This window comes from Chelativorans multitrophicus, assembly GCF_011317445.1.
In the GTDB taxonomy this organism is placed as follows: domain Bacteria; phylum Pseudomonadota; class Alphaproteobacteria; order Rhizobiales; family Rhizobiaceae; genus Chelativorans; species Chelativorans multitrophicus.
The window spans coordinates 705,873-731,553 of record NZ_JAAAPL010000002.1 but is presented as its reverse complement, the minus strand read 5'-3'; the positions used below and the strand labels follow the sequence as shown (position 1 = coordinate 731,553).

The window sequence follows — 25,681 nt, the reverse complement described above, 5'->3', positions numbered from 1 at the left end:
AGGATCAGAAATGGACATCTCACGCGCGGAACAGCGCATTCTTCATATTTTGGCTCAAGGCGGGTGCATCCAGGTTGAAAAGGACGAGGACGGCCGCATCGCCGAAATTTCCTGTGTCACCCGCGATGGGTGGCATTTGCCTGGCTTGGACCTCGCCCTCTTTCGCAAGGTCAAACGCAAAGGTGCGATCGCTTCGACGAACGGTGGTCCTTACCGTATCACGCGGCGGGGCCTACAGCTCGTCCGTTCGCAAACCGACAATCGTTGAAGACAAACCGAGGCTGCCGTCAGGTCGGCGGCCTCTCTTCACGCCGTCGCTATATAGGTACGGATCTCCTCCGCCTCGCGTTCCACTTCCTCGATTCGCCGCTTCACGACGTCACCGATCGAGACGATGCCGACCAACTGTCCGCTTTCCTAGACCGGTAGGTGGCGAAAGCGGCTCTGCGTCATGATCTGCATGACCTCGTTCACGGTGTGGCTTTCGCGGCACGTCTTCACCTTGGCCGTCATAAAAGCTGAAGTTGCCATATCGAGGGCCGCAGCGCCCTCACGCGCGAGCGCCCGAACGATATCGCGTTCGGAAAGGATGCCGCCGATGCGCCCTGCGCCATCCATCACCACCACGGCGCCGATGCGCCGCTCTGTCAAAAGTTCGACCGCCTCCCTCAATGTCTTCTCCGACGCGATCGTCACCACATCGCGCCCTTTGGTATCCAGTATGGCTTTGACCGTCATGCGATCTCCTCCTAGCCAACCGCCCGTAACGTCCCCATGAACAGATGTTGCTCCCAATAGTCCGGCTTTGCAAGTGAACGCCCTCAGGCAGGGTGCTTCATCGGCGGGTGCCTGTCGAAGAAGCGGATGGCAAATAGGCCGAAAAGAAAGCCGCCAATATGGGCGATCCAGGCGATCTCCGGCTCGCCATTGGTGCCCGAAGTCACCCCCACGGCAATGTTGGTGACGAACCACGCCCCGATGAACACGAGCGCCATGCGCGAGCGCACGACAGCCGAAAGCGGCAGAACCGGCCCGAAAAAGCCAGGCTTCTCGGCCGTGCGATCCACCCGGAAGTCAAAACGGGCCGCAGCTCCCCACATCCCGGAGATGGCGCCGGACGCACCGACAAGCGGCGAAGCATCACTTGGATAGAAGAGGAGGTGAAGAAGGGCAGCCGCCAGCGTTGCCGCAAACCAGAACAACAGGAAGCGCACAGCTCCGATCCTGTTCGCCAGCGGAGAGCCGAAGGCTGCGAGCGCGATCATATTGACGGCGAGATGCGCGAAACTGCCATGCAGGAAAGAATAGGTTATCGGACTGACGAGAGCATAGAAATCTATGGGGTAATCGCCGTTGTAGCGAATGGGAAGAAACGCGAAATGCAAGAGTAGCCGGTCGTCGGCGCCAGGGCTGAGCACATAGACCCGTAGCAGATGAATGCCCGTGCAAAGAACAATGATGGCGATCACAACGCCGGCGAGATTGAATACCGGCTCGCGGCGTCGCTGTTCTTCCTTGGGTTCGGCTTTTTCTTCGGCGGCGGTTTCGGTCATGTCCCTGATCGGCTGTTTCTGCGTGCCTACCAGACATAGCGGAAAAACAGAAGCCGCCCAGCATTTGCGCTGGACGGCTGCCCCGGCCGAGTCCCCTGTCCCTCCTTTAGGAGAAGCAAGGGCCGTGCCAGGGCCGTCGCCGGCCGCCCGAAACCGCCGGTGCCGGAGCACTTGGGCGTTCGCAGTCAGAACGGAAAAAGAAGTTAAAATTCAAGGTATTTACTCCTCATAAACCATCATCTTCCGTTCCCGTGAAGAACGGCGGTCAAGGCTGGCACGCAACCTGCTTGTTCTGCATTGAGGTGTGCAGGGGGCCGCTTCTGTTCACCTCTGGGACAATAACAAAATCTCAAAACGGGACGGCTTAGTATGTTTCAGGATGGATCAATGGACTTGTTCCAATATTGGAACAGGTTGCGGGCGGGCAGACCGGCGCCTCTGAGGACCGAAATCGCTCCAGGCGAGATAAAGGCCCTCTTGCCGGACACCTTTATCCTGGAACGCAATGCACGCGGAACAGTCCTGTTCCGCCTGGCCGGCACGCGCATGTGCGCCACCTATGGCCGGGAGCTGAAAGGAAGTTCCTTCACATCGCTTTGGGCGGATGATGATCAGCAGGCAATCGCGCGAATCATGCGTCGCTTCATAGCTGATAAATCGGTTCTCTATATCACGTTCGAGGGGGTGGCCGACGAAGGGCGTCGGAACGGCTTTGAGCTCCTGATTCTGCCAATCGATGGTGATAGCCATCCCCGCGCATTGGGTACGCTGCAGCCGATCCACAAACCATTCTGGCTTGGCGCTGATCCAATTCTCGAAAATCGTCTTGAAAGCTTCCGGCTCATCAATCCGGACCGTGAGCCCCTCCTGCTTACAAGCCGCAGGCCGGTTACCGTTCCCTCGCTCCTGCCGGACAGCGAGTCTTTGGCGGATGCCTTTGGCGGCAATGCCCGCCGCATACGCCATCTGCTGGTTTTCGATGGGGGCCGCCGCCGCTAGCGGCTTACCCGATTTTAACCAAACATTGCTAGGATTGGCCGTTTCGTCGACTAGGTATTGGTCGACGGAAAAGCGAGTGACCATGGTCGTTGAAGCGAACCAGACAGCCCTGCGCACCGAAAGGCGCCGCTTTCAGCGCGTCAAGATCAGCATATATGGCCGCTATATGCTCCCGGACCGCTCGGAGCATTCCTGCCGCGTCGTCGATATGTCGCCCGGTAGCGTCGCGCTTAAGGCAGCGCAAGCAGGGCAGGTCGGCGAACGGATCGTCGCATATCTCGACCATATCGGTCGCGTTGAAGGCTATCTTGCGCGCATCTTCGAAGATGGCTTTGAGATGACGATCAAGGCCTCGCAGAGGAAGCGCGACAAGCTGGCGTCACAACTGACTTGGCTCGCCAACCGGCATGATCTCGATCTACCGGAAGATCGGCGCTACGAGCGGGTTACACCAGCAAACCCGATGAGCACGATACGAACGCCCGATGGGTACGAGCATCCCTGCCGCATCGTCGATCTCTCCGCTTCCGGCGCCGCGATTGAAACCGCACCTAGACCGGCGATCGGCACCCAGGTTTTCCTTGCGAATTTGCGCGGTCGCGTCACCCGCCATTTCGAAAATGGCTTTGCCCTGGAATTTTCTTTGATCCAGGAGCCGGCTACGCTGCTCGCGCAATTCGCGTAACGCTGAACGCCCCACATTCATCGATTGCAGAGCCGGCTAACGCTGCGTGCGCTGGAAAATTACCGCGTTCCCAGTATTTCCGGCCTTTAGACTGCTTCAGGCGCTCTTTCAGATTTTGTTATGATTAACATTTAGCAACCTTGGCGTTAACTCCTATATACATATCCATTTCAAAGTAGTTTAAAATATAGTCTTATTTCTACCTCCTCTTTTTGCCCTGCATAAATTCGCGTCTGCCATGGTGTCTCCATAACGGGGAGACGGATCATGCAATTAGAAAAAGGTTTGCCGCTTTTCGCGGGGTTATTGTTTGTTTCTTTGGCAACGGTGGCTCACTCGGCCGGTGACTTCATGCCCACAGGGGAGATTACTTCCCAACCGGTCGGCCATTATGAGTTCTGCCGCCGCGCGCCAGCGGAGTGCCGCCAGCAAAATGCAAACCCGACGCCGGTCGAATTGACCCGCGACCTCTGGGCGCTGCTGGTCGAGATCAACAACACCGTCAACACATCGGTGATGCCAAGCACCGATAAAGATCTGTGGGGCGTGGAAGAGTTCTGGTCTTATCCCGACATATACGGCGATTGCGAGGACTATGTTCTCGAGAAGCGCCGGCTTTTGATCAAGGCGGGTATACCAGCGTCCGACCTGCTCGTTACGGTCGTCCGCCAGCCGAATGGCGACGGTCACGCCGTTCTCACGGTCAACACCAGCATGGGTGATTTCATCCTCGACAACATGGAGCCGCGGATCCTGCGCTGGTCCGAAACCGAATACCAATTCCTCAAGCGCCAATCGGCGCGCGATGCCTCACGCTGGGTTTCCATCTCCGACGGCCGCGCAACCGCTGTCGGCAGCATCTCAACCTCCCGCTGACGAGCTTCCGGGAAACCCGGTCGAGTCCCCACCTCCCCGTCCCCATCGACCGGGTTAGGAGCCGGCCCCCTCCCCTGGGGCCGGCTCCGCTTTTTTGCGGAGGGCAAAAAGTTCACTCCCGCGCGAGCAACGCAAACTGCGTTTCTCGGCAGACTGCCGGGATGAAGAAGTTTCAGCAGTTAAGGGGTGACGAGCTTGAGGCCGCGCCGAAAACGCTCGGCGTTTTCGACGTATGAAGCGGCCGAGGCGCGCAGCTGAGCTGCGGCTTTGTCGTCCAGCACGCGGATCGCTTTTGCCGGTGCGCCGACGATCAGGGATCGATCCGGGAAAACCTTGCCTTCGGTGATGAGCGCGCCTGCGCCAACCAGGCATTCACTGCCGATCCGTGCGCCGTTGAGCACGGTCGCTCCCATGCCGATCAGCGAGTGGTCGCCGATCGTGCAGCCGTGCAAAATCGCCCGGTGCCCGATCGTGCATCCACGCCCGACGGTAAGCGGAAAACCCCTATCCGTGTGCATCACCGTGTGTTCTTGCACATTGGAGTCGTCGCCGATCGTGATGGGCTCATTGTCGCCGCGCAGCACGGCTCCGAACCAGATGCCGACATTCCGCCCAATGATCACTTCCCCGATCAGGGTCGCATCGGGCGCGACCCAACCTGTTGCATCATCTGCAAATTGAGGAACATGACCGTCGAGCGAATAAATCGGCATCCGCTTTTTCTCGCACCGCCTGGGGCGGAAATATCAGCTCACAAGACTAATCGAGATCCACGTCGAGGATGGCCATGGAGAAGTTGTAGGAGAGCTCTCCCTCCTCCTCATCCTTGAAGATGATGCCGAGGAACTCATCGCCGACATAGAGTTCGCACGAATCCTCCTTGCGCGGCCGCGCCTTCACCTGCAGGGCGGGGTTTTGGAAGGTGCGCTTGAAATAGGCGTCGAGCTTCCTGATTTCTTCCGGCTTCAACAAACTTCTCCGCGTTTGGGCTGTGATGCCCGCTTCTGACATGGGCGCGGCGCGGCTGTAAACCCCGCCACCTCCGGCCGCACCAAAAAGCTGCTATTCCTCAAGCAGAAGCTGATCCATAGCGCGTGACGGCTCGTTGCAGCCAGCCTCTCCGATGATACGTGCGGGGACGCCCGCCACCGTCTTGTTGGGCGGCACGGGCTTGACGACGACAGATCCGGCGGCGACCTTCGTGCAGTGGCCGATCTCGATATTTCCGAGGATTTTGGCGCCGGCGCCAATCAGCACTCCGTGACGGATCTTCGGATGACGGTCGCCCGTTTCCTTGCCGGTTCCGCCCAGCGTTACGTCCTGGAGGATTGATACATCGTCTTCTATGACGGCTGTCTCGCCGACGACGAGGCCCGTGGCATGGTCGAGGAAGATCCCGCGCCCGATTGTCGCTGCGGGGTTAATGTCCGTCTGGAACACGGCGGAGGAGCGGCTTTGCAGGTAAAGCGCGAAATCCTTGCGGCCCTTGCCCCAAAGCCAATGGGCCAGACGATGTGTCTGAATGGCGTGGAATCCCTTGAAATAGAGCACCGGCATCAAAAACCGGTCGCAGGCCGGATCCCGATCGTAATAGGCCTGAATGTCGACTCGCAGAATGCTGCTCCAGTCCGGCTGATCTTCCCACATGGCAAGGAACGTCTGCTGGAGAAGATCCGCGCTGAGATCCGCATGATCGAGCCGCTGCGAAATCCGATGAATGACGGCGTCTTCAAGGGTCGCCTGATTGAGGATCGTGGAATAAAGGAAAGCTGCGAGCAATGCGTCATTCTCGACCGCAGTCCGTGCCTCGGCCCGGATCTCGGACCAAATCGGGTCGATCTGTTGCGGCGCATTCGAACGAACCGCTTGTCTGGCCGTCATCGTAAACTCCATTTCCGGCAGCGCGTCAGCCCTATCTAGGGTACCATGCGGGAATATTAAATCCCAAAATCCCGCCTTTCCATCAAATGGAAGTGCACCCCGCACGATTGGCGCGATTGAGAATATCTCCTCAGCCTTGGGCCGTTAAATCATCGCGGCAGATTACCACCGGCGAAGAACAGCTTCTCCCAGCGCTTCTGTGCCTTGTACCCTTCCCGCACGAACGGCGTGAAAGGGGCAAGATTCAGGAGAAGCCAGTTCACCAGGCTTGCCGGGAAGCGCGTTGGCTTCACGAAATCGACGAACAGCACCACGCGTGTTTCGCTGGAATGGTTCCAGGCTTCATGCTCATACGCATCGTCGAAGATCAGGACCTTGCCCTCCTTCCAGTGGCAGACCTGGTCGGCGACACGAATCGCCACCTTGTCCCGCTCGGCGGGTACCTTGAGGCCGAGATGCAGCCGCAGAACGCCATTATATGGCCCGCGGTGGGGCTTCAGGTGCTTGCCGGGCTCAAAGATGGAAAACATGGCCGCCTTCAGACCCGGGATCCTTTGCAGGATGCGCCATGTTTCCGGACATGTGCTGACGGCATCTTCTGAGACCGAGCCATAGCCGCAGAATACGAAAGACTTCCAGTTACGATCCGTTGAGATGGAGCGCACTTCCGACACGATCTCATGGAAGCCGGGCAGTTCGTCCTTGCGCACGAGAACCCGGTCGAGCTCGGCCCGGATCAGCGTCCACTCACGTTCGATCTCCGCCGCCCATGGGAAGGTTTCGTTATCATAGACCGGCGGACTGCCGGTCACCGCATATTTTAGGTTCAACCGTTCGGCCCAGTCCACGATTGCCTGGCCGATGCGATAGCCCAGCCCCGGCCGCGCCATCAGGTCGTCGACACCTTGAGTGCGCTTTTGCTGAACATTGTTCATCATGAATCTTCTCCGACACCCAACCATTGGAGGGCAGCTTCGCGCCTGATGCTTCGACAACAGCATGTTGTCAAATTGCGCCTCTCAAAGCGGGTGTGAGGCCAGGAATTTGAGCGCCCGCGCCTTAAAGGTCTTGTCTCCCACCGCAAGCATGTGATCGCGATCGACGATCGAGAATGCCTCGCCCTGCGGCAACATGGCCGCGAGAGATTCGGGTCTTCCCGCTATGTCATCCCTTGTACCCACCGCCACCAATACCGGCTGCCGGATCCGCGCCACTTCATGCGCGCCAAGCAAGGTCCGTGACGTGGAGATGCAGGCCGCAAGCGCCTGCCTGTCGCTTTTCGTCTGGTCCGCGAAGTTGCGGAACATCCGGCCGCGCGCGTGGGTGATGCTCTCTGGATCTTGAGCAAGCAGTGCATCTGCGATGATGTCCCACTCACCCACGCCTTCCACCATGCCAAAGCCGAGCCCTCCAAGGATCAGCGTCGCCACGCGATTCGGATGGGCCAGCGCGAGGAAGGCAGCGATGCGCGCGCCCATGGAATAACCCATGACATGCGCGCGCTCGATCCCCAGATGATCGAGAAGCGCCGCCGCATCGTCCGCCATTTTATCCGGCGTATAGTCCTGCCGGACGTGGCTCTTGGTCGAGCGGCCATGCCCGCGATTATCGAGCGCAATGACGCGGTAGCCCGCATCCCTCAAGGTTTTCACCCAGCCAGGCGCCACCCAATTCACGAAATGGGTGGAGGCAAAGCCATGGATTAGAAGGATCGGGTCACCCTCGCCTTCGTCGATGAAGGCGAGTTCGAAACCGTCGTGACTGAAAAACTGCATCTGCCCCGTTACCGCCTGCTGCCTAGCTTTCACCAGCCACCGCGTCGATGAGCGGATGATGGAGACGATCGCCTACGGCGATACCCGTTTTTTCCGCCGTTCCGGCCTTGAGTTCAAGCACGAACCGCGCCTGGACCGGGGGCGAAATACTGTCCGTCGAGAACGGCACCCCCTGCTCTATGGCTTTCACTTTTCCGTCTTCCCCGATGAACAGAAGGTCGAGCGGCATGGGGGTATTCTGCATCCAAAACCCATGCTGCCTGCTCACCGGGAAGACGAAGAGCATGCCCCGATCATCCTTCATGGTTTCGCGGAACATAAGCCCCCGCTGGCGTTCGGAATTGTCATCCGCCACTTCGATCGAAAAGCTTTTCTCACCGCTGGCCGTTTCAGCCACGAGCGGAGCCGGATGCACTTGCAGCAGCATCGGTTGCTCCGCCCGGGCGTTCGAACTGAAAGTCAGGCCTAAGGGAAAAAGGAGCAGGATCAGCAGGAAGAGACGCATCGGGTTTTCCTCTGGGCGCTTCGCCTGCCCGGGACGTCAGTGGGAAACCGGCAAAGTGCCAATATCAGGATGAATTTCGGCAGCCATAAGGCCCTTATCGCCTCGCCCGAACCGCACCAGCACGACCTGCCCAGGTCTTAGCTCCGTCACGCCGAACCGGCGCAGCGTCTCCATATGCACAAAGATATCCTCCGTCCCTTCCCCGCGCGTGAGGAAGCCGAAGCCCTTTGTCCGGTTGAACCATTTTACCAGCGCCCTTTCCAGCCCGCTTTCCGGGGCCACGGTGATGCGCGTGCGCGGCGCCTGATCCTCCGCGGGATGAACCGCGGTTGACATATCCATCGAGACGACCCTGAAGGCTTGCATCCCCTTGTCGCCCCGTTTGGCCAGGCAGACGACGCGGGCGCCGCTCAACGCGGTTTGGAATCCGTCACGCCGAAGACAGGACACATGCAGGAGAACGTCGCCGAACTCGGCGATGTCGGGAAGGATGAAGCCAAATCCTTTGGCCACATCGAACCATTTTATTGCGCCGGCAACCTCGATTGCATCGGACACATTTTCACTATTGCCCGCCCCCCGGGCTTCGTTCTCTGCAAGCCCTCGATCGGTCGAGGATTTATCCTCCATTTCGTCTTGCCTTCCCAAGTCCGGTGGATTGATTCTGTCCTCATCAAGATTGCATCCCCCTCTCACGACTTAGCAAGGCCCGCTCGGGATTTTCAACAGCACCCGGAAATACTGTGCGTTCGGCATAATTCCGGCATAAGTGGGAACGGGGAATTGCCCATTGGCGCTTCATGCGCCAGCGCTCTATCTTGCTATCGAACCGGAAGAAGAAAAGGAGAGCCCATGCGTTACCTGCACACGATGGTCCGCGTACGCGATATCGGTGAATCGCTGGATTTTTATTGCAACAAGCTCGGCATGAAGGAGGTGCGGCGCATTGAGAATGAGGCAGGGCGCTTTACGCTGATCTTTCTCGCCGCTCCAGAGGACGTCGAAGCAGCCGAGCGCCACAAGGCGCCGCTCGTGGAATTGACCTACAACTGGGATCCGGAAGATTATCAAGGCGGCCGCAATTTCGGCCATCTGGCCTATGAGGTGGACGACATTTACGCATTTTGCCAGCACCTTATGGACGCAGGCATCACCATTAACCGTCCTCCCCGTGACGGCAACATGGCATTCATCCGTTCACCCGACGGCATCTCCATCGAGATTCTGCAGAAGGGCGAAGCCAAGCCCAAGGCCGAGCCGTGGGCCTCTATGCCGAACACGGGGGCGTGGTAGCATCAAGGGAATAAGGGAGTAAGGCAGCATGCAGCAGGGCCTCGAATAGGAAACCGAGCAAGTTCCCCCACTGCCCTGCTGCTGCCTGCTCTGTCTGAGGGAGGGCACATGAAGGACGTCCTTGAGGAACTCGAAAGGCGGCGTGCGGCGGCACGCGAGGGCGGCGGAAAGGCGCGCATCGCGCACCAGCACGCCAAGGGAAAGCTCACCGCACGCGAGCGCCTCGAAGTGTTTCTGGACGAGGGCTCCTTCGAGGAGTTCGACATGTTCGTCGAACATCGCTCGACTGATTTCGGCATGGAGAAGACGAAGATCGCCGGTGACGGAGTGGTAACCGGATGGGGCACGGTGAATGGCCGTGCGGTCTTCGTCTTTGCCAAGGATTTTACTGTTTTCGGCGGCTCCCTCTCGGAGGCGCATGCGGAAAAAGTGATGAAAGTCCAGGACATGGCACTCAAGAATCGAGCGCCGGTCATTGGCTTTTACGATGCAGGTGGCGCCCGGATTCAGGAGGGCGTTGCAGCGCTCGGGGGTTATGCCGAGATATTCCAGCGCAATGTTCTGGCCTCCGGAGTAATCCCGCAAATATCCGTGATAATGGGCCCTTGCGCGGGCGGCGACGTCTATTCTCCGGCCATGACGGATTTCATCTTCATGGTCCGCGACACGTCCTACATGTTCGTCACAGGACCGGATGTGGTGAAAACCGTCACCAATGAATCGGTAACAGCGGAGGAGCTGGGCGGCGCTCACGTCCACACGGTAAAATCTTCGATCGCGGATGGCGCCTATGACAACGATATCGAGGCATTGCTCCAGATGCGTCGACTGGTCGACTTCCTGCCCTCCTCGAACACGGCGGACATTCCCGATATAGAATTCAGTCCAGGCGACGGCGAGCCGGACCATTCCCTTGACCGGTTGATCCCGACCAATGCGAACAAGCCATACGACATTAAGGAGTTGATCCTGAAAACCGCCGATGAGGGCGATTTCTTCGAAATACAGGAACACTTCGCCAGAAATATCGTCACCGGCTTCGGGCGCATCGAGGGGCGCACCGTCGGCTTTGTCGCCAATCAGCCCATGGTGCTGGCCGGCGTGCTTGATTCCGATGCGTCGCGAAAAGCGGCGCGCTTCGTGCGCTTCTGCGACTGCTTCAATATTCCGATCGTCACCTTTGTCGACGTGCCGGGATTTTTGCCCGGCACATCGCAGGAATATGGCGGACTGATCAAACACGGCGCCAAGCTCCTTTTCGCCTATGCGGAGGCTACGGTGCCGAAAATAACGGTCATAACGCGCAAGGCATTCGGCGGCGCCTATGACGTCATGGCCTCGAAGCATCTGCGCGGCGACATCAACTACGCCTGGCCGACGGCGCAGATCGCCGTGATGGGCGCCAAGGGCGCCGTCGAGATCATCTTCCGCAAGGACATCGCAGATGTGGAAAAGATTGCAGAGCACACCCGAAAATACGAGGAGCGTTTCCTCTCACCATTTGTCGCGGCGGAGCGCGGCTATGTGGACGAGGTGATCATGCCGCACTCCACCCGTCGGCGGATCGCCCGCGCGTTGCGAATGCTGCGTGGCAAGGATCTGCAAAATCCCTGGAAGAAGCACGACAACATTCCCCTTTGAGCATCAATGCAGGGTCGTCCCCTCGGGGTCGCGCAGTGGAGGGTGCGCCGGATAGGATTCGGGCCGTTCAAACAACATCGCCGCGTCCATCGCCATCCCGGCGGCCATCACCTCCGCCTCCAGTTCAGCGATGCTGATATTTTCGTTGGGAAACAGCGCCTTCATCTGCCAGGCAATCGCCGGCACATTCAGCAGGCGATCACGTTCAAGAGCCCGACGAACCGCAGCGTGCAATTCCTGTAGGAGCTTTATGGACAATCGGGGCATGGGGGCCTCCTGGCTCCGCTCGCGGCCGATAGAAAGCCGCGATAAAGGAAGATAATAGCCGCATACTATTGCATAAGCAATCGAATTTCCCTGTTCCTTCAAATAGTTAGTAGAAGTCTACCATTGCTTGTCCTGCATTGCCGCACCCAAGCTAGCCACTTACTCATTCGCCATACTTGACTAATTTTTTGGCTGTACCATTTACCTTGAAAAGTGACGACGAATCCTGAATCCACAGACGACGCAGTGAGCAAAGTTAGGAGGCTATAGGTGGCTGCGCTCGAGCGACCAGAACGTCTGCAGATCATGCTGAGCGCCGAGGAACTGAAGGCGCTTGAGGACTTTCGATTTGAGAATCGCATGCCGAGCCGGGCCGCCGCAGTCCGTGAACTGTTGAGGCGGGGTCTTGCGTCCGGTGGCTTTCTTCGGGTTGCCACAGGAGCAAAGTCTCAGGATTTCGGAGTCATCGACGGGGCTAAGGCCACCAGATCAAGGGCACGCGACTCTTCCTCCAACGGATCGGAAGACCCGCGTGACGGTGCCTGACGCAAGACGAGCCTCCAGGTACTCCCGGATTTCCGTGCGCGCTTAGAACGATCTGGGAGGCACGAAGAGGCAGATGGTGCGCGTTGTGTCGGCGCCTGCGATCGAGCACCAGTGATAAACACCGTCCGGGGATTGCCGCACGCGCTTGTCCGAGTAAGCGACCACCTCACCCGTGAGCTTTATGACATAGCCTTCCGGACGCTCGGAAACGAGACTGGCCGGCACTTCACGGCAATCATTGTCGGAACAACAGGCATATGGGTAGACCCATCCCGATTTCGCTTCATGCGCAAGGCCAGCGGATGGCAACACCGAAAGGCAAAATAGCAGGCTGGCCGCTAGGCCGGTTGTTGGCAGGATTGAAATCAAGCCGTCCATGATCGGTCCTCAAAATCGCCCCGGGTTAAATCTCGCCCGGTACGGTCACAATTTTTTAGGAGTTCGAACGACCATTCGGGCAGCCTATGCCGGCAAGGAACGCCAGCCAGCATTGGATTGTTCCGTCTCGGTCCGCGTTCCTCCAGATTGACATTTGCGCCATGGAGGTGTGGGTTGCGCTCAATATGGACGTCAGGATCTGCTCCTGCCGGTCCGGAATTGGCCAAGCGCGAAGGGCGTCATGACCGTTACCGATATCGCACGCCGGGTTTACAATCACACCTGGAAGCTTGATCCCATCTGCCGCAGCTTGCTCGACACGGATTTTTACAAGCTTCTGATGCTCCAAATGATTTGGGGCCTCTACCAGGATGTGGACGCCACTTTTTCGCTGACCAACCGGAACCATCGCGTCCGCCTTGCCGACGAAATAGACGAGGCCGAGTTGCGTGCGCAGCTAGACCACGCCCGCACGATCCGCTTTTCAAAAAAGGAGATGATCTGGCTCGCCGGCAATTCCTTCTACGGTCGCAAGCAGATCTTCAGCCCCGAGTTCCTCGCTTGGCTCGCCGATTTCCAACTGCCTGAATATGAGCTGAGGCGACGCGACGGTCAGTTTGAACTTCACTTTTACGGCCGCTGGATGGAAACCACCATGTGGGAAATTCCGGCTCTGGCCATAATCAACGAATTGCGCTCACGCGCGGCCATGCGCACCCTTGGCCGCTTTGCCCTGGACGTGCTCTACGCTCGCGCCAAGGCGAAGGTCTGGGAAAAGGTCGAACGCCTGAAGAAGTACCCGGACATTCGCATCTCCGACTTCGGAACGCGACGCCGCCATTCCTTTTTATGGCAACGCTGGTGCGTGGAGGCCTTGAAGGAAGGAATCGGCGAATCCTTCACCGGCACGTCCAATGTGCTGCTGGCCATGGATACGGACCTGGAAGCGCTGGGAACGAATGCCCACGAGCTTCCGATGGTTCTTGCGGCGCTAAGCAGCTCCGACGAGGAACTGAAAGCCTCGCCCTATCAGGTCCTCAAGGATTGGCAGAGCTATTACGGCGGCAATCTCTTGATCGTGCTGCCGGATACGTTCGGAACCGAATCGTTCCTTGAGGACGCACCGGGATGGGTCGCGGATTGGACCGGCTTCCGCCCCGATAGCGCGCCCCCCATCGAAGGCGGCGAGCGCATCATCTCCTGGTGGGAGCAACATGGCCGGGACCCGCGGGAAAAGCTGCTGATCTTTTCCGACGCCCTCGACGTCGATACAATCGAGCAGACATATCGGCACTTCAAGGGCCGTTCCCGCCTGAGCTTCGGCTGGGGAACCAATCTTACAAACGACTTCGACGGCTGCGCCCCCGAAAAGATCGACAGGCTGAAAGCGATATCGCTTGTTTGCAAGGTAAGCAGTGCCAACGGCCGTCCCGCCGTGAAGCTCTCCGACAATCCGGAAAAGGCAACCGGCAGGCCTGAGGAGATCCAGCGTTATCTGCGCGTTTTCGGCAGCCGCAACCGCGTGCACCAGCCGGTAGAGGTGTAGGGATAACGCCTACGCGTCCTGCTCAAGCATCTCTTTAACAGTAGTCGCCAACTGCTTGAGGGAGAACGGCTTCGGAAGGAACCCGAAAATGGCGTCCTCGGGCAGGTTCTTGGCGAACGCATCTTCAGCATAGCCCGAGACAAAAATGAATTTGATTCCAGGCTGGACCTTGCGCAACTCGCGCAGCAGCGTCGGTCCGTCCATCTCCGGCATCACCACATCTGAAACGACGATGTCCACCTTGCCCTCGAGCGTATGGAAAATCTCCAGAGCCTCCGTTCCGGAACTGGCTTCGTGGACCTCATAGCCGCGCGAGGTGAGTGCGCGCACGCTGCCCATCCTGACGGCATCTTCGTCCTCGACCAGAAGCACCCGCGCTGAGCCGGAGAGATCGCGGCTTTCCTGCTTTGCCTTCTGTGCCGGTTCGGTGGCGCCGTTTGCCTTGGCGGTCGCGCCTGCCCTTTCCTGGCTCGCTTCCGTCTCAATCTGCAGGTGGCGCGGCAGGAAGATACGGAATGTGGTCCCCTTCCCGACCTCCGAATCGCAGTAGATGAAGCCGCCGGTCTGCTTAACTATCCCGTAAACCATCGACAAGCCGAGGCCCGTGCCCTTGCCGACCTCCTTCGTGGTGAAAAACGGCTCGAAAATCTTCTTCTGCACATCAGGCGCAATGCCGGTGCCCGTATCCTCCACCTCCACCACCACATAATCGGCCGGCTGAAGTTCCCGATAGGGGTACTTTGCGCAATCCTCGGCCGTTACGTTCCTTGTGCGGATCTTCAGCTGTCCGCCCTCGGGCATTGCATCGCGCGCGTTCACGGCCAGGTTTACGATCACCTGTTCGAACTGGCCGATATCAGCCTTTACCGGCCAAAGATCCTGCCCATGCTCGACCGACAGCGAAACATCGTTGCCGACGAGCCGCGAAAGCAGCATCCGGATGTCAGCCAAAACATCCGTGAGGTTCAGCACCTCGGGCCTCAATGTCTGCCGCCGCGAGAAAGCCAGAAGCTGGCGCACCAGCGAGGCCGCGCGATTGGCATTCTGCTTGATGTTCATGATGTCCGGGAAAGACGGGTCTGACGGCCGGTGGTTCGTCAACAAAAGGTCGGAAGCCATGATGATGGCGGTCAGCACATTGTTGAAGTCGTGTGCAATCCCGCCTGCAAGCTGACCCACCGCCTGCATTTTCTGGCTTTGCGCCATCTGCGCCTCAAGCGCCTTCTGCTCGGTGGTTTCGACCGCGTAGACAATGGCGGCCTCTTCGGCCGCCTCCCCTCCGGGATCTGCCACGGCATTCACGTAGAAGCGCAGATGACGCTCCTCATTGTCCGGAAGCACCGTGTCGATGGGCGAGATATCCGCCTGACGCTGTTTCGCCTTTTCGAGCGCAAGCGCGAAAGCCTCGCGGTCGCGTTTATGCATAACCATGTCGAGCCGGATGCGCCGATCGACCGCATCGCGATCGACGACGGTCGAGAAGAGCGACAGGAACGGCGCGTTCGTGCGCAGGATGCGCCCCTCCTGGTCGACACTGGCGATCGCCATGGGAGTCGAATTGAAGAAGCGCGTGAACCGCACCTCGGACGCACGCAGATCCGCCGACGAATCCTCGCCCAGAGTGCGATTGAGCACGATCGTGCGGGTTGGACCGGGCGAGCTGTCGCGCAAACCGCTGACCCGATGCAGGAACCGCACCGGCAGAACCTCTCCGCGCATCGTGGCAAGGTCGAGGTCGATGACGGCGCTGCGCCATTCGCCCTGTTCGGCCTTCACCGCCTGGACAAGCGCCATCCCGTCGCCCGCTACGATCTGCGCCAACGAAATCTGGCCCGGAACGAAATTGGCAAGATCCACTCCCAGCCACTCCGCCAGCGTCGCGTTGAGATAGGTGATGCGCCCGTCGGCATCGGCGGCGAAAAAGCCTGCCGGCGCCTGGTCGAGGTGGTCGATTGCTTTCTGCAGGTCGAGGAAGAAGCGCTCCTGTTCCGCGCGCTCACTGGAAATGTCGGTGATCTGCCACGCTGAAAGCGGCATGCGGTGGCCAGGCACCTTGAAGATGCGCGCCCAGACGCGATACCAGCGCGCGCCGGGCTCGGCTCCTGGCCGGATCGGCCGCGAAAGCCGGAACTCGCCGTCTCCGGCCTTTCCGTCACGCAGGCCCGCCGCCAGCCTTTCGAGCGTAGGGGCGGCTTCCGTGTTGTCCGACAGCAGTGCTTCAATCGCCTTGACGTCGGTCGCCGAGCCCGCGCCGGTAAGCTGCGCATAGGCGCTGTTGGCATAGAGGATTCGCCCTTTGGTGTCGGCCACCAGCAGGCCCTCGGGCATGGAATCGACAAAGGACCGGGAAAGCTCGTCCCCGGACGAGCGGCGCGCCATTTGAATGAGCCCGATCGCGCTGGCAAAGAGATAGCCGACGCCGATCATGGCGAGCACGCCGAGCACGCCAAGCAGGAAGCTGTCGCCCAGGCGATCCTGGAATAGGCCGATCACCAGCGCGGAGCCGGTCAGCACGACGATAAAGACGATCAGCCGTGTCAGAATGCCCGGCCTTATCCCCTGGTCGATGATGGGAGCCGTCTCCGCTTCTGTGCCATTTTGTTTGGCCATCCCTTCCCTCGCGCCGGTTTACGCGGCCCCATCCTTGCATCCGCATATATCAGTGCCGTGTGACGGCGCAAGGTGGCTGGGCGCTTCAGGCCGTCAATCCCCGTGGAATGGGCGATTCCGGGTTGCCGCATCCCGTATCAGCGCCTAGTTATAGATCCTTTAGGATCAACGGAGACTGGAAATTTGATGAATGAGTCGCTCGGCGGTATGATGAGTGGAGGATTTGCCACAGCGGCGATTTGGACGATTGCGGCACTTGTCCTCCTCGTCATTCTGCTGATCGTCATCCGTATCATTCGTAACCGCGGCGCCGGAACCTTCGTATTGGGGGGACGTCATCGCGTGCCGCGGCTTGCCGTGATCGATGCGGCCGCTGTCGACGAGCGACGGCGCCTGGTGCTCGTGCGCCGCGACGAGATCGAGCATCTCATTTTGATTGGCGGTCCGACAGACATTGTGGTGGAGCAGAACATCCGCCCATATACCGCTGCAGCGGCCGCGCAACAGCAGCGGCGCGAACCGCAGCAGGCGCGGCCTGCTCCTTCGCTTTCGCCCACCTCGCCGGTGCCGCCGCGCCCGACGGAAGCGCAGAGGAGCCAGCCCTCTCCAGTCCGGAATCTTGCTCCACGCCCGGAATCTCCTTCTCCACGCAGCGAACCTGCCGCCGCACCTCAACAGCAGCAGCGCCGGGAAGCGCCGATTGCTCCTCCTCCTCTGCCGGTCGAGCAACGCCCCCGCCCCACGGAAGCGCCCGCGGCGCGCCCGGACCAATTACAAACCCCGCCCACCGGACCCACCGGCGGGTTGCGTGAGGACGGTCCCCCGGCGCTCACGCGTGAAAACGAGATCGATACCGCATTTCTTGAAGAGATCCGGCCCGCTTCGGACGCGCCGCGACAACAGGCGCCCACGACCGAACCAGTGCCCCAACGCCAGGAAACCTCGATCGAGGAGGAAATGAGCCGCCTCCTTGACGATCTGGTGGAGGACGAAAGAAACCAGCGCTAGTCAGCGATGGCGAGATCCGAGGCTCCTCAGGCGCAAACGCGATTCCTTCCCATGCGTTTCGCCTGATAGAGCATGCGGTCAGCGCGGCGATAAAATTCCTCCACACTTTCGTTCCCGTCCCACACTGCCAGGCCCACGCTGGTTGAGATTCGAAGCCGGATATTGCCCGCATTCACGGCCAGCGCCGATATGGCCTGGCGAGCGCGCTCTCCCAGTTTCGCCAGCCCCTGCTCGTCCATATTCGGCGCGAGGATTGCGAACTCCTCTCCTCCGAGACGCGCCACCACGTCATCATGGCGCGTCAGCTCTTGCAGACAGCGGGCGACCCGGCGCAAAACCTCGTCGCCGATATCATGACCATAGGCGTCGTTAACCTGCTTGAAGTGGTCGAGATCGAGGATGATCAGCCCCACAGGCTTATGGATGCGGCCGAACTCCAGCAAATATTCGGCCAGGGCATCATCGAAGTACCGGCGATTATACGTTCCGGTGAGACTGTCCGTGAAGGCGGCGTATTCCAGCGATTCCGACCACGCGCTCAACGTCTCGGTCATGGCTCGAAGCTTGCCTTCCACCTTCACCTGGGTCCGAATGATCGGATAAATGAAGAATAGGCCGAAAATGATTGCCGCGCCGAGCAATATGCCCGTCGCGAGCAAAAGCCAGGCAAACTCGTCGATTTCTTTCGCAAGCGCCGCGTGGGTACTGGTGCTCATGACGCCATAGGCGCCAGCCAGCGTGACGCCGGCCGAGAGAACCAGACCGATGAAAACAAAAAATGCGGATTCTGCCTTATGGAAACGCATGCCCCCACCCACGCAAAATACATCTGTAAGTTGTTGGCACAGAGAGGGCTTATATGAAATTAATTGAAAACTGAAGATTGTGGCTTTCCATAATTTTTCCACCAGAGAGATACCCGGCTGCCAATCTCAAACGGGCATATGCTCCCAATCCGGCCCGAGTTGATGACGAAACCACGTTATTTGCCGCTTCGCGTATTGCCTGGTCGCCGCGATGGCGCGTGAACCGGCCTCATCTAGGCTGATTTCACCTGCCAATACCGCTGAAATCTCGCGTACGCCGATCGCCTTCATCGCCGGCATGGAAGGGGGCAGATCAAGCGCAAGCAGCTGTTTCACCTCTTCCACGGCGCCGTGCCGCAGCATCTGATCGAAACGCTTTTCGATCCTGCTCGCAAGCGTGTTCCTGTCAGGCATCAGAACGATCTTTCGGCAGGAGGTCATATCAACCAGCGGATGTGAAGCCTGCCCTTGCCAATAGCTGATCGGCCGGCCGGAGGCTTCCACCACTTCCAGAGCACGCACGATGCGCTGGCTATCGGAAGGGCGAATACGGCTGGCGGCAAGGGGATCTGCTTCGCCCAGCAGCCGATGCAGCGCCTCTCCTCCTTCTTCCGCCAGCCGCTTGCGCCAGCGTATTCGCACCGCCTCGGGTATCTCCGGCATCGGCGACAGCCCCTCGGTCAGCGCTCGAAAATAAAGCCCGGTGCCGCCCACAAAGATAACCGCCCTCCTTGCGAGCGCTTCCGCCTCGATAAGCTCTCTCACATCGCTGATCCAGCGGCCGGTGGAATAAGGCTTGCTTGGAGGAACGTGACCATAGAGCCGGTGCGGCGCCATGGCGAGTTCCTCCGGGCCGGGCCGCGCGGTCAGGAGATGCAATACTGAGTAAACCTGCATCGAGTCCGCGTTCACGATGACGCCATCTCTTTCCCGCGCCATTTGAAGCGCCAGCGCCGACTTGCCGCTGGCCGTAGGCCCGGCTATCAGGGTGGCGCCTTTCAACATCGGTTTTCCACTTTCGGCGGATTCTTTCATGGCCCTCGTCGCAACGCTCATCTCCAACCCGCGGTCACCAGCCGTGAGCCTGCCCCTGGCGAATATGGCGAGCCGCGCTGTCGGTGCAAGCGAAGTCAGATGGCTGGATGAATCCATCGCCTGCGATCTAATGCTTCCCGACGACGCCAGACAGGAAGAAGCAGAAGCAATCCTGCGCGAGGCCGTGGCCGGCACCCCAGTGGATGTCGCGGTACAGCCATCTCAGGCTCGCCGCAAGAAAATGCTCATCGCCGACATGGATTCCACCATGATCGATCAGGAATGCATCGATGAGCTGGCCGACGAAATAGGCATCAAGGATCATGTGGCGGCCATCACAGCGCGCGCGATGAACGGGGAAATCGCATTCGAGCCGGCCCTGCGCGAGCGCGTGGCGCTTCTTGAAGGCCTTCAGCTGGAAGTCATCGAGCAGGTGATCACCGGCCGGATAACACTGGCCGCAGGCGGTCGCGAACTGATCGCCACCATGCGCAATGCCGGTGCTTATACGGCGCTCGTTTCAGGCGGTTTCGACATTTTCACCGGCCGGATCGCGGCTCTGCTCGGCTTCCACGAGCACCGGGCCAACCAGCTTGTCATTCAAAGCGGCAAACTGGCGGGAACGGTGGTGGAACCGATCCTGGGCAGACAGGCGAAGGCTGCTGCCCTCCTGGAGATTGCCGCCCGCCTCGAACTGGATTTAAGCGAGGTGATGGCTGTGGGCGACGGCGCCAACGATCTCGATATGCTGAGGCTTGCGGGGACCGGCGTGGCAATCCACGCGAAACCCGCCGTCGCAGCCGAGGTGCATATCCGCATCGACCATGGCGATCTTACCGCGCTTCTCTATCTCCAGGGATATAGCCGCAACGATTTTGCGCGATGAACCCGATCACCACCGACCGTCTCATCCTGCGCAATTGGGAGGAGCGCGACCGCGGCCTTTTTCATCGCATCAATTGCGATGAAAAGGTGATGGAGTTCTTTCCGTTCAGACGCGACCGCGCGGCATCCGACGCCCTCTTCGACCGGTTGCGGGATGAGATCTCCCGGCTCGGATATGGCTTTGCCGCCGCGGAACTGAAGTCGGACGGTGCGTGCATCGGCTTTATCGGGCTGCGTCCTGCCGTCGGCATTCCCTCGCTGCCGGACGGAACGGTGGAGATCGGCTGGCGGCTTGCGCCGGAATTCTGGGGCAAATCCTATGCGACGGAAGCCGCCTGCGCCTGGCTGAGCTTCGGCTTCGAAACGCTCCATCTTGAGGAGATCGTTTCCTTCGCCGTATGGAACAACGCGCGTTCCATCGCCGTCATGAGGCGCATCGGCATGCGCGAGATCGTTGGCGGGGACTTCGATCACCCCGGCGTGCCCGACACCCATCCGTGGCTCAAGCGTCACGTCCTTTACCGAATCGCCTCCGCAGACTGGCGGCGTTCAGTTCATCCTTAGCGTAACGAAACGCAGCTCGCCCGATTTTGAAGAGAGCATGAGGAGGGCGTTCTTGCGTCCCTGCTGCTTCAGCGCTTCCACCTCGTCGAGCACATCCTGAGGCGAAGATACCGACTGGAGTGCTATTTCCACGATCACGTCACCGGGTTGAATGCCCTGCTCGGCGGCGGCGGAATTTGCTTCCACTTCCGCGACAAGCACGCCCGTTACGTCTTCCGGCAAGTTGAACTGACTGCGGCCTTCCTCGTCCAACTCCTTGATCGTCATTCCCAACAGTTGGGCTGAAGCGAGGGGTGAGCCCTCCTCCTCGGTGTCCTCGCCCTGTGTATCGGATGCCGGCTGGCTTTCCTCTTCCAGGCGTCCCAGCGTCACTTTAACGGTTTCCCGCTCCCCCTTACGGAGGATCTCGAGATCGATCTCTTTGCCGACTCCGCTTTCCGCCACCAACCGGCGCAGTTGGCGGTCATCCGCGACCTTGGTGCCATTGAAGCCGACAATGATATCGCCCGCCTGCAAGAGGCCATTGTCGGCCGGTCCACCCTTCTCGATCCCGCTCACCAGAACGCCCGCCGCCTCATCTAGGCCCAGACTTTCGGCAATCTCATCCGTGACGGGCTGAATGCGCACGCCCAGCCAGCCACGCCGCGTCTCGCCGAATTCCCGAAGCTGGCCGACGACGTTGAGCGCCAGGTTCGAGGGGATGGCAAAGCCGATGCCGATGGAGCCGCCCGAAGGGGAAATGATGGCGGTGTTGATACCGATTACCTCTCCCGCCATGTTAAAGAGTGGCCCGCCGGAATTGCCGCGGTTAATGGCCGCGTCGGTTTGGATGTAGTCGTCATAGGGGCCCGACCCGATCTGCCGGTTGCGCGCCGAGATGATTCCGACGGTCACGGACCCCCCAAACCCGAACGGATTGCCGATCGCCATCACCCAGTCGCCGATTCTCATCGTCTCGGAATCGCCGAAATGAACCTCCGACAACGCCGCGCCCTCAGGGTCGATCTTGAGGACCGCAAGGTCCGTCTTCGTGTCGACGCCCACAAGCTCAGCCTTCCGCGCGGAGCCGTCCGAGAAATTTACAGTGATTTCGTCGGCATCCACGATAACGTGATTGTTGGTGACAATGATCCCTTCCTCGCCATCAATCACAAAGCCAGACCCCAGCGAAGCGCCAGGTCCTGGGGTACGTGGCTGGCCTCCTTCACCGTCGAAGAATTCGCCGAAATACTCCTCAAAGGGCGAGCCTTCCGGCAACCGTGGCATAGGAACGCGTCCGCGTCGCGAGCCGCCATTCTGGGAGGTCGAGATGTTGACGACGGCCTTTAGCAGGTTTTCAGCCAGATCGGCGACGGAGTCGGGCCCGTGCTGCGGACGAATGCCGGTTTGCGGCGCGCGCATTCCCTGTGTGCCGGTATCCGGCACCGGCAGAAGCTCCGTGTCCCCGCCGGGCGCAGGCAGCTGTTCGGGGCTGCCTTCAGGCTGGGCGGGCTGCTCGGGAGCGCCTTCCGGCTGCTGTTGAGTCGGCGCCTGCTGCTGGCTTGGCTCTATAACCGTGTTGCCGTTGCCAGTTTGCGCAAACCCGATCGCGGGCATCGCCGCGACGGCAACCGGCAGGGCGGCGGTCACCAGGATCCTGCAGGCGGCTCGAGAGAGTTCACGGGGCATAGGCAAGTCTCCGATGGCCAGATGCATGCATGTTCAAGCCCGAATGCGGCGCGTTTGCGGCTACAGCCTGCTCGGGATTTGCGCTGCGGCACGGCCCCAGTCCAATTCCCTCACAGCTTCCTAGTTTATATAACCTTGCACCGCCGTCGCGCCAGCGAAGAAGTCATCCGCGCACGAGCCAGACGACGAAGACCCCGCCCGCCATCACGGCAAGCCCAATTGCGCGCATTACTCCTTCCGGCATTTCGATTACGTCCGCGGCCATGCGCTTGGCCAGCCGCGGCAAGGCACCATAGAGCAGTCCTTCAAAGACAAGGACGAGCCCGAGCGCGGCTATGAAGTCAGTCACCGCACCCGCCCCCCCGGAAACGCACGACGCATCAAACGCGGCTCTGCCTATTGCGCCGGTGCTGGCGCAGAGCGGGGGGCAGGTTCCTGCCCCTGGGCCGGTGGGATCGCACCGGTCAACGGTCCGCCGGCATCTTGCTCGCCTCCGGCGCCGTTTCTTCCACTCGGAGAACCGAAGAAGCGGAAGAAATCGGAATCCGGCGAAAGAAGCATGGTCGTTCCTGAAGGATCGAGCGCTTCGCGATAGGCCGCCATCGAGCGGTAAAACTCGAAGAAGCCGGGATCGCGTTGAAACGCCTCGGCAAAGATGGCGTTGCGTTGCCCTTCACCTTCACCACGCAGGATCTCCGCCTCTCGCTGTGCGGCAGCAAGAATCTCCACCACTTCACGGTCGGCGCGGGCGCGAATTCTCGCCGCCGCCTCACGACCCCGCGCGCGCAGGCGCTCAGCCTCGGCCAGGCGCTCCGCCTTCATGCGGTCATAGGTCTGCTGCGAAACCTCAGCGGTCAAATCCGTGCGGCGAATGCGGACGTCCCTGATCTCGACCCCGAGCGACGCCGCATCCGGGCGAAGCTGATCGGCGACCTCGCGCATCATGGAGCCACGCTCTTCCGAGAGCGCCGCCTCGAAGCCACGCAGACCATAAACGCGCCGAAGCGCCGCATCGAGACGGGTGCGCAGACGCTGTTCAGCGAGCTGAATGCTGCCGGAAACGGCCTGCCGGAAACGCATCGGATCATTGATCGAATAGGCGACAAAAGCATCCACCTCGTAGAACTTGCCGCCGGATACCTGAACCCGGATATCGTCGAGGTCGAAGCGCAGGATGCGGTCTTCGATCACCTGTACATTATCAGCCCCGGCGAAGGCGAAGGGCAGCTTGAAATAAAGGCCGGGCTGGCGCTCGACCCGCACGATCTCGCCGAAGCGCAGGACGATCGCCTGCTGCCGTTCGTTCACCACGAACACGGAGGAATAGAGCAGGAACAGCACCAGCGCTGCAAGAACGGCGATGAAGGGAAGACGGTTCTGCATCAGTTATTCCCCCCTTGCGCCTGAACGCCAGGCTGGTTTGAATTTTGTGTGGTGGACGCCTGCGGCGCGGTTCGCCTAAGTTCGGGCAGCGGGAGATATGGCAGAACGCTCTGTCCCGAGCCCGGTTCAACGAGCACTTTATTGGAGCCGCGCAACACGTTCTCCATCGTTTCCAGATAGAGGCGCATCCGAGTCACATCAGGCGCCTTAGCGTATTCCTCGTAGACGGAAAGAAAGCGCTGCGCCTCACCTTCCGCCTCCAGCACAACCCGGTTCTTGTAGGCCGCGGCCTCTTCCCGAATTTGCGCCGCTTCGCCGCGGGACTGGCCAAGCTGCTGGTTCGCGTACTGGTTCGATTCCTCCACGAAGCGATCTTCATCCTGTTCGGCGCGCTGCACCTCGTCGAAGGCATCGGCCACCTCGCGCGGGGGAGCGACATCCTCGATCGAAAGGGCGTTGACGCGAACACCGGTGCCGTAATCATTGAGCGTCTGCTGAATGATGTTCTGCACATCCAGGGCGATGCCCTGGCGGTCATCGCGGAAAATATCCTGGGCCGGACGGCGGCCTACCACTTCGCGCATGGCGCTTTCGGCCACCTGCCGAACCATCCCGTCGGGATCGTCGACACGGAAGAGATAGGCGATCGGATCGTCCACTTGGTAAGCAACGGAGAATTTCACATCGACGATATTCTGGTCGCCGGAAAGCATCAGGCCTGAGGAAGCGCCGCTGCGGATCTCGCCGATATCGACCAGCCGCTCGGCAATGGAAACCGTATCGACGGTTTCGACCGGCCACCAATGAAAATGCAGGCCGGGCTCGGACAATTCAGCCTTGGGTTTTCCGAAGCGCAGCTCGACGGCAATTTCATCCGGCTGCACGGTGTAGATGGACTTGAAGAGCCAGAGTCCAACAAGCACCAGCGCTATCAGGGCTACCATGGCCGGGCTGCGCCCGCCCCCGCCGGGTAGTGCGCGACGCAGCTTGTCCTGACCGCGCCGGATGATCTCCTCCAGATCCGGAGGCGAAGATTGAGGGCCGCTTGGTCCACGGGGTCCCTGGTCCCAAGGTCCCCCGCCATTTCCTCCACCCCAAGGGCCACCGCCACCTTGATTGTTCCAGGGCATTATTGTTCCTTTTCCTGTGCCGGCGGCCCTGCAAGCCGCGACATTGCCGTTCGGCCATTTATAGGTGTCGGGAAGCAGGCTTTCAACGCAGCCGCTCAATGTCGTGCGGCCATTTCATGCCGCCGCTTCCCAAATCCGCATCAGACCGCCTGCCGCCGCTCGTAAATCACATAGCGCGTTGGGTAAACATCCTTTTCGCCGGCGGGCACGCTTTCGCTATGAACGGGCCGCCAAACCTGCGGATCGATTTCGGGAAAAACGGCATCGCCCTCCACGTCGGCCTCGACATGAGTAACATGGAGGATATCGGCGCGAGAAAGCGCCTGCCGGTAAATTTCTGCGCCTCCGATGACGCAGATCTCCTCGATACCGTCCTGCCGGCCGGCCAGCGCGATCGCCTCGTCAAGCGAACCGGCGGCATACGCCCCTTCCGCCGTGAAAGCGGGATTGCGGCTAATCACGATATTCTGGCGTCCCGGGAGCGGCTTCCCTATGCTCTGCCAGGTCTTTCGCCCCATGATTATGGGCTTGCCCATGGTCACGGCTTTGAAGCGCTTCAGATCTGTGGACAACCGCCACGGCAAATCACCTTGGTGGCCGATGACGCCGTTATTGGCGACAGCCACGACGAGAGAAAGCTTCATTCG

At 60.0% G+C, this 25,681-nt stretch carries 29 protein-coding genes and 1 pseudogene; 11 read left to right on the top strand and 19 right to left on the bottom strand.

The window, feature by feature from the left end; translation table 11 throughout:
* The first annotated feature begins 10 nt into the window (after positions 1-10).
* On the top strand, positions 11-268 hold the full coding sequence (locus tag GNP00_RS14225; RefSeq protein WP_011581059.1) for a YjhX family toxin: 258 nt from the start codon (positions 11-13) through the stop codon (positions 266-268).
* A 38-nt stretch (positions 269-306) separates the two neighbouring features.
* Here the strand turns inward: GNP00_RS14225 and GNP00_RS14220 are convergent.
* A pseudogene (locus GNP00_RS14220) lies at positions 307-738 on the bottom strand (CBS domain-containing protein).
* A gap of 83 nt (positions 739-821) precedes the next feature.
* Entirely contained in the window at positions 822-1,553 is a 732-nt protein-coding gene (locus GNP00_RS14215; protein WP_011581060.1) for a rhomboid family intramembrane serine protease, read from the bottom strand.
* A 369-nt stretch (positions 1,554-1,922) separates the two neighbouring features.
* On the opposite strand from GNP00_RS14215, the gene GNP00_RS14210 reads away from it, so the two are divergent.
* The 3 genes from GNP00_RS14210 (at position 1,923) to GNP00_RS14200 (ending at position 4,113) form a co-directional block, all read left to right on the top strand.
* Positions 1,923-2,552, top strand: a complete 630-nt coding sequence (locus GNP00_RS14210; protein ID WP_011581061.1) for a PAS domain-containing protein — start codon at positions 1,923-1,925, stop codon at positions 2,550-2,552.
* 82 nt (positions 2,553-2,634) lie between these two features.
* The gene (locus tag GNP00_RS14205) at positions 2,635-3,237 is read left to right on the top strand and encodes a PilZ domain-containing protein (protein WP_041544678.1); all 603 of its coding nucleotides are present in this window, start codon (positions 2,635-2,637) and stop codon (positions 3,235-3,237) included.
* A gap of 267 nt (positions 3,238-3,504) precedes the next feature.
* Entirely contained in the window at positions 3,505-4,113 is a 609-nt protein-coding gene (locus GNP00_RS14200; RefSeq protein ID WP_011581063.1) for a transglutaminase-like cysteine peptidase, read from the top strand.
* 179 nt (positions 4,114-4,292) lie between these two features.
* On the opposite strand, the gene GNP00_RS14195 is transcribed toward GNP00_RS14200, so the two are convergent.
* From GNP00_RS14195 to GNP00_RS14165, 7 genes are all read right to left on the bottom strand, one after another.
* The gene (locus GNP00_RS14195) at positions 4,293-4,826 is read right to left on the bottom strand and encodes a gamma carbonic anhydrase family protein (RefSeq protein WP_011581064.1); all 534 of its coding nucleotides are present in this window, start codon (positions 4,824-4,826) and stop codon (positions 4,293-4,295) included.
* Positions 4,827-4,872: 46 nt separating this feature from the next.
* On the bottom strand, positions 4,873-5,082 hold the full coding sequence (locus tag GNP00_RS14190) for a DUF3126 family protein (RefSeq protein WP_041544679.1): 210 nt from the start codon (positions 5,080-5,082) through the stop codon (positions 4,873-4,875).
* A 93-nt stretch (positions 5,083-5,175) separates the two neighbouring features.
* Positions 5,176-5,994: a serine O-acetyltransferase gene (gene cysE / locus GNP00_RS14185; protein WP_011581066.1), complete on the bottom strand. Its 819-nt coding sequence runs from the start codon at positions 5,992-5,994 to the stop codon at positions 5,176-5,178.
* A 149-nt stretch (positions 5,995-6,143) separates the two neighbouring features.
* The gene (locus GNP00_RS14180; protein ID WP_011581067.1) at positions 6,144-6,932 is read right to left on the bottom strand and encodes an aspartyl/asparaginyl beta-hydroxylase domain-containing protein; all 789 of its coding nucleotides are present in this window, start codon (positions 6,930-6,932) and stop codon (positions 6,144-6,146) included.
* An 81-nt stretch (positions 6,933-7,013) separates the two neighbouring features.
* On the bottom strand, positions 7,014-7,769 hold the full coding sequence (locus GNP00_RS14175) for an alpha/beta fold hydrolase (RefSeq protein WP_011581068.1): 756 nt from the start codon (positions 7,767-7,769) through the stop codon (positions 7,014-7,016).
* A gap of 22 nt (positions 7,770-7,791) precedes the next feature.
* A complete protein-coding gene (locus tag GNP00_RS14170; protein WP_011581069.1) occupies positions 7,792-8,274 on the bottom strand; it encodes a DUF192 domain-containing protein in 483 nt (160 codons plus the stop codon).
* 36 nt (positions 8,275-8,310) lie between these two features.
* Positions 8,311-8,904: a cold-shock protein gene (locus GNP00_RS14165; RefSeq protein WP_011581070.1), complete on the bottom strand. Its 594-nt coding sequence runs from the start codon at positions 8,902-8,904 to the stop codon at positions 8,311-8,313.
* A gap of 222 nt (positions 8,905-9,126) precedes the next feature.
* Here GNP00_RS14165 and GNP00_RS14160 point away from each other — a divergent pair, with 222 nt between their 5' ends.
* The gene (locus tag GNP00_RS14160) at positions 9,127-9,567 is read left to right on the top strand and encodes a VOC family protein (protein WP_011581071.1); all 441 of its coding nucleotides are present in this window, start codon (positions 9,127-9,129) and stop codon (positions 9,565-9,567) included.
* A 108-nt stretch (positions 9,568-9,675) separates the two neighbouring features.
* Positions 9,676-11,208, top strand: a complete 1,533-nt coding sequence (locus GNP00_RS14155; protein WP_011581072.1) for an acyl-CoA carboxylase subunit beta — start codon at positions 9,676-9,678, stop codon at positions 11,206-11,208.
* A 3-nt stretch (positions 11,209-11,211) separates the two neighbouring features.
* On the opposite strand, the gene GNP00_RS14150 is transcribed toward GNP00_RS14155, so the two are convergent.
* Complete coding sequence (locus GNP00_RS14150; protein ID WP_011581073.1) at positions 11,212-11,475, bottom strand: hypothetical protein; 264 nt, start codon at positions 11,473-11,475, stop codon at positions 11,212-11,214.
* A 270-nt stretch (positions 11,476-11,745) separates the two neighbouring features.
* On the opposite strand from GNP00_RS14150, the gene GNP00_RS14145 reads away from it, so the two are divergent.
* Positions 11,746-12,021 (top strand): hypothetical protein, encoded by a 276-nt coding sequence (locus GNP00_RS14145; protein ID WP_011581074.1) that lies wholly within the window; start codon positions 11,746-11,748, stop codon positions 12,019-12,021.
* 42 nt (positions 12,022-12,063) lie between these two features.
* On the opposite strand, the gene GNP00_RS14140 is transcribed toward GNP00_RS14145, so the two are convergent.
* Positions 12,064-12,399: a hypothetical protein gene (locus tag GNP00_RS14140; RefSeq protein ID WP_011581075.1), complete on the bottom strand. Its 336-nt coding sequence runs from the start codon at positions 12,397-12,399 to the stop codon at positions 12,064-12,066.
* Positions 12,400-12,640: 241 nt separating this feature from the next.
* On the opposite strand from GNP00_RS14140, the gene pncB reads away from it, so the two are divergent.
* On the top strand, positions 12,641-13,945 hold the full coding sequence (gene pncB, locus GNP00_RS14135) for a nicotinate phosphoribosyltransferase (protein ID WP_011581076.1): 1,305 nt from the start codon (positions 12,641-12,643) through the stop codon (positions 13,943-13,945).
* 9 nt (positions 13,946-13,954) lie between these two features.
* Here pncB and cckA read toward each other — a convergent pair whose 3' ends face one another.
* Positions 13,955-16,555, bottom strand: coding sequence for a cell cycle histidine kinase CckA (cckA, locus tag GNP00_RS14130; protein WP_011581077.1), 2,601 nt, complete (start codon positions 16,553-16,555; stop codon positions 13,955-13,957).
* Between the two features lie 186 nt (positions 16,556-16,741).
* Between cckA and GNP00_RS14125 the strand changes: the two genes are divergently transcribed.
* Entirely contained in the window at positions 16,742-17,563 is an 822-nt protein-coding gene (locus tag GNP00_RS14125) for a flagellar biosynthetic protein FliO (RefSeq protein ID WP_011581078.1), read from the top strand.
* A gap of 26 nt (positions 17,564-17,589) precedes the next feature.
* Here GNP00_RS14125 and GNP00_RS14120 read toward each other — a convergent pair whose 3' ends face one another.
* Positions 17,590-18,369, bottom strand: a complete 780-nt coding sequence (locus tag GNP00_RS14120) for a GGDEF domain-containing protein (RefSeq protein ID WP_011581079.1) — start codon at positions 18,367-18,369, stop codon at positions 17,590-17,592.
* Positions 18,370-18,495: 126 nt separating this feature from the next.
* A complete protein-coding gene (gene miaA / locus GNP00_RS14115; RefSeq protein ID WP_011581080.1) occupies positions 18,496-19,374 on the bottom strand; it encodes a tRNA (adenosine(37)-N6)-dimethylallyltransferase MiaA in 879 nt (292 codons plus the stop codon).
* Positions 19,375-19,402: 28 nt separating this feature from the next.
* Between miaA and serB the strand changes: the two genes are divergently transcribed.
* Both serB and GNP00_RS14105 read left to right on the top strand, forming a co-directional pair.
* Positions 19,403-20,290: a phosphoserine phosphatase SerB gene (gene serB, locus GNP00_RS14110; RefSeq protein ID WP_011581081.1), complete on the top strand. Its 888-nt coding sequence runs from the start codon at positions 19,403-19,405 to the stop codon at positions 20,288-20,290.
* Positions 20,287-20,853 carry a GNAT family N-acetyltransferase gene (locus GNP00_RS14105; RefSeq protein ID WP_011581082.1) on the top strand — a complete coding sequence of 189 codons (567 nt, stop codon included), beginning with the start codon at positions 20,287-20,289 and terminating at the stop codon, positions 20,851-20,853. Before serB ends, GNP00_RS14105 begins: the two co-directional genes overlap by 4 nt.
* On the opposite strand, the gene GNP00_RS14100 is transcribed toward GNP00_RS14105, so the two are convergent.
* The 5 genes from GNP00_RS14100 to GNP00_RS14080 all read right to left on the bottom strand — a co-directional run bounded on the left by GNP00_RS14100 (position 20,839) and on the right by GNP00_RS14080 (position 25,678).
* Positions 20,839-22,254 carry a DegQ family serine endoprotease gene (locus GNP00_RS14100; RefSeq protein WP_011581083.1) on the bottom strand — a complete coding sequence of 472 codons (1,416 nt, stop codon included), beginning with the start codon at positions 22,252-22,254 and terminating at the stop codon, positions 20,839-20,841. The genes GNP00_RS14105 and GNP00_RS14100 overlap by 15 nt on opposite strands.
* 430 nt (positions 22,255-22,684) lie before the next feature.
* Positions 22,685-22,870: a DUF2065 family protein gene (locus GNP00_RS14095; protein ID WP_011581084.1), complete on the bottom strand. Its 186-nt coding sequence runs from the start codon at positions 22,868-22,870 to the stop codon at positions 22,685-22,687.
* A gap of 47 nt (positions 22,871-22,917) precedes the next feature.
* Positions 22,918-23,904 carry a protease modulator HflC gene (gene hflC / locus GNP00_RS14090; protein WP_011581085.1) on the bottom strand — a complete coding sequence of 329 codons (987 nt, stop codon included), beginning with the start codon at positions 23,902-23,904 and terminating at the stop codon, positions 22,918-22,920.
* Positions 23,904-25,034 (bottom strand): FtsH protease activity modulator HflK, encoded by a 1,131-nt coding sequence (gene hflK, locus GNP00_RS14085; protein WP_011581086.1) that lies wholly within the window; start codon positions 25,032-25,034, stop codon positions 23,904-23,906. Before hflK ends, hflC begins: the two co-directional genes overlap by 1 nt.
* Before the next feature lie 140 nt (positions 25,035-25,174).
* Positions 25,175-25,678, bottom strand: coding sequence for a dihydrofolate reductase (locus tag GNP00_RS14080; protein WP_011581087.1), 504 nt, complete (start codon positions 25,676-25,678; stop codon positions 25,175-25,177).
* Between the last annotated feature and the right edge of the window lie 3 nt (positions 25,679-25,681).

Excerpts from the sequence above, each read along its gene's own strand:
- GNP00_RS14170 (WP_011581069.1), bottom strand. The coding sequence starts at position 8,274 with ATGCGTCTCTTCCTGCTGATCCTGCTCCTTTTTCCCTTAGGCCTGACT.
- cysE (WP_011581066.1), bottom strand. The coding sequence starts at position 5,994 with ATGACGGCCAGACAAGCGGTTCGTTCGAATGCGCCGCAACAGATCGAC.
- GNP00_RS14210 (WP_011581061.1), top strand. The coding sequence starts at position 1,923 with ATGTTTCAGGATGGATCAATGGACTTGTTCCAATATTGGAACAGGTTG.
- GNP00_RS14125 (WP_011581078.1), top strand. The coding sequence starts at position 16,742 with ATGAATGAGTCGCTCGGCGGTATGATGAGTGGAGGATTTGCCACAGCG.
- GNP00_RS14100 (WP_011581083.1), bottom strand. The coding sequence starts at position 22,254 with ATGCGCGCGCCGCAAACCGGCATTCGTCCGCAGCACGGGCCCGACTCC.
- GNP00_RS14195 (WP_011581064.1), bottom strand. The coding sequence starts at position 4,826 with ATGCCGATTTATTCGCTCGACGGTCATGTTCCTCAATTTGCAGATGAT.
- GNP00_RS14200 (WP_011581063.1), top strand. The coding sequence starts at position 3,505 with ATGCAATTAGAAAAAGGTTTGCCGCTTTTCGCGGGGTTATTGTTTGTT.
- GNP00_RS14175 (WP_011581068.1), bottom strand. The coding sequence starts at position 7,769 with ATGCAGTTTTTCAGTCACGACGGTTTCGAACTCGCCTTCATCGACGAA.
- GNP00_RS14105 (WP_011581082.1), top strand. The coding sequence starts at position 20,287 with ATGAACCCGATCACCACCGACCGTCTCATCCTGCGCAATTGGGAGGAG.
- serB (WP_011581081.1), top strand. The coding sequence starts at position 19,403 with ATGGCCCTCGTCGCAACGCTCATCTCCAACCCGCGGTCACCAGCCGTG.
- GNP00_RS14225 (WP_011581059.1), top strand. The coding sequence starts at position 11 with ATGGACATCTCACGCGCGGAACAGCGCATTCTTCATATTTTGGCTCAA.
- GNP00_RS14205 (WP_041544678.1), top strand. The coding sequence starts at position 2,635 with ATGGTCGTTGAAGCGAACCAGACAGCCCTGCGCACCGAAAGGCGCCGC.
- hflC (WP_011581085.1), bottom strand. The coding sequence starts at position 23,904 with ATGCAGAACCGTCTTCCCTTCATCGCCGTTCTTGCAGCGCTGGTGCTG.
- GNP00_RS14080 (WP_011581087.1), bottom strand. The coding sequence starts at position 25,678 with ATGAAGCTTTCTCTCGTCGTGGCTGTCGCCAATAACGGCGTCATCGGC.
- GNP00_RS14155 (WP_011581072.1), top strand. The coding sequence starts at position 9,676 with ATGAAGGACGTCCTTGAGGAACTCGAAAGGCGGCGTGCGGCGGCACGC.
- GNP00_RS14140 (WP_011581075.1), bottom strand. The coding sequence starts at position 12,399 with ATGGACGGCTTGATTTCAATCCTGCCAACAACCGGCCTAGCGGCCAGC.
- GNP00_RS14160 (WP_011581071.1), top strand. The coding sequence starts at position 9,127 with ATGCGTTACCTGCACACGATGGTCCGCGTACGCGATATCGGTGAATCG.
- pncB (WP_011581076.1), top strand. The coding sequence starts at position 12,641 with ATGACCGTTACCGATATCGCACGCCGGGTTTACAATCACACCTGGAAG.
- GNP00_RS14215 (WP_011581060.1), bottom strand. The coding sequence starts at position 1,553 with ATGACCGAAACCGCCGCCGAAGAAAAAGCCGAACCCAAGGAAGAACAG.
- GNP00_RS14165 (WP_011581070.1), bottom strand. The coding sequence starts at position 8,904 with ATGGAGGATAAATCCTCGACCGATCGAGGGCTTGCAGAGAACGAAGCC.
- cckA (WP_011581077.1), bottom strand. The coding sequence starts at position 16,555 with ATGGCCAAACAAAATGGCACAGAAGCGGAGACGGCTCCCATCATCGAC.
- GNP00_RS14150 (WP_011581073.1), bottom strand. The coding sequence starts at position 11,475 with ATGCCCCGATTGTCCATAAAGCTCCTACAGGAATTGCACGCTGCGGTT.
- miaA (WP_011581080.1), bottom strand. The coding sequence starts at position 19,374 with ATGTTGAAAGGCGCCACCCTGATAGCCGGGCCTACGGCCAGCGGCAAG.
- hflK (WP_011581086.1), bottom strand. The coding sequence starts at position 25,034 with ATGCCCTGGAACAATCAAGGTGGCGGTGGCCCTTGGGGTGGAGGAAAT.
- GNP00_RS14180 (WP_011581067.1), bottom strand. The coding sequence starts at position 6,932 with ATGATGAACAATGTTCAGCAAAAGCGCACTCAAGGTGTCGACGACCTG.
- GNP00_RS14120 (WP_011581079.1), bottom strand. The coding sequence starts at position 18,369 with ATGCGTTTCCATAAGGCAGAATCCGCATTTTTTGTTTTCATCGGTCTG.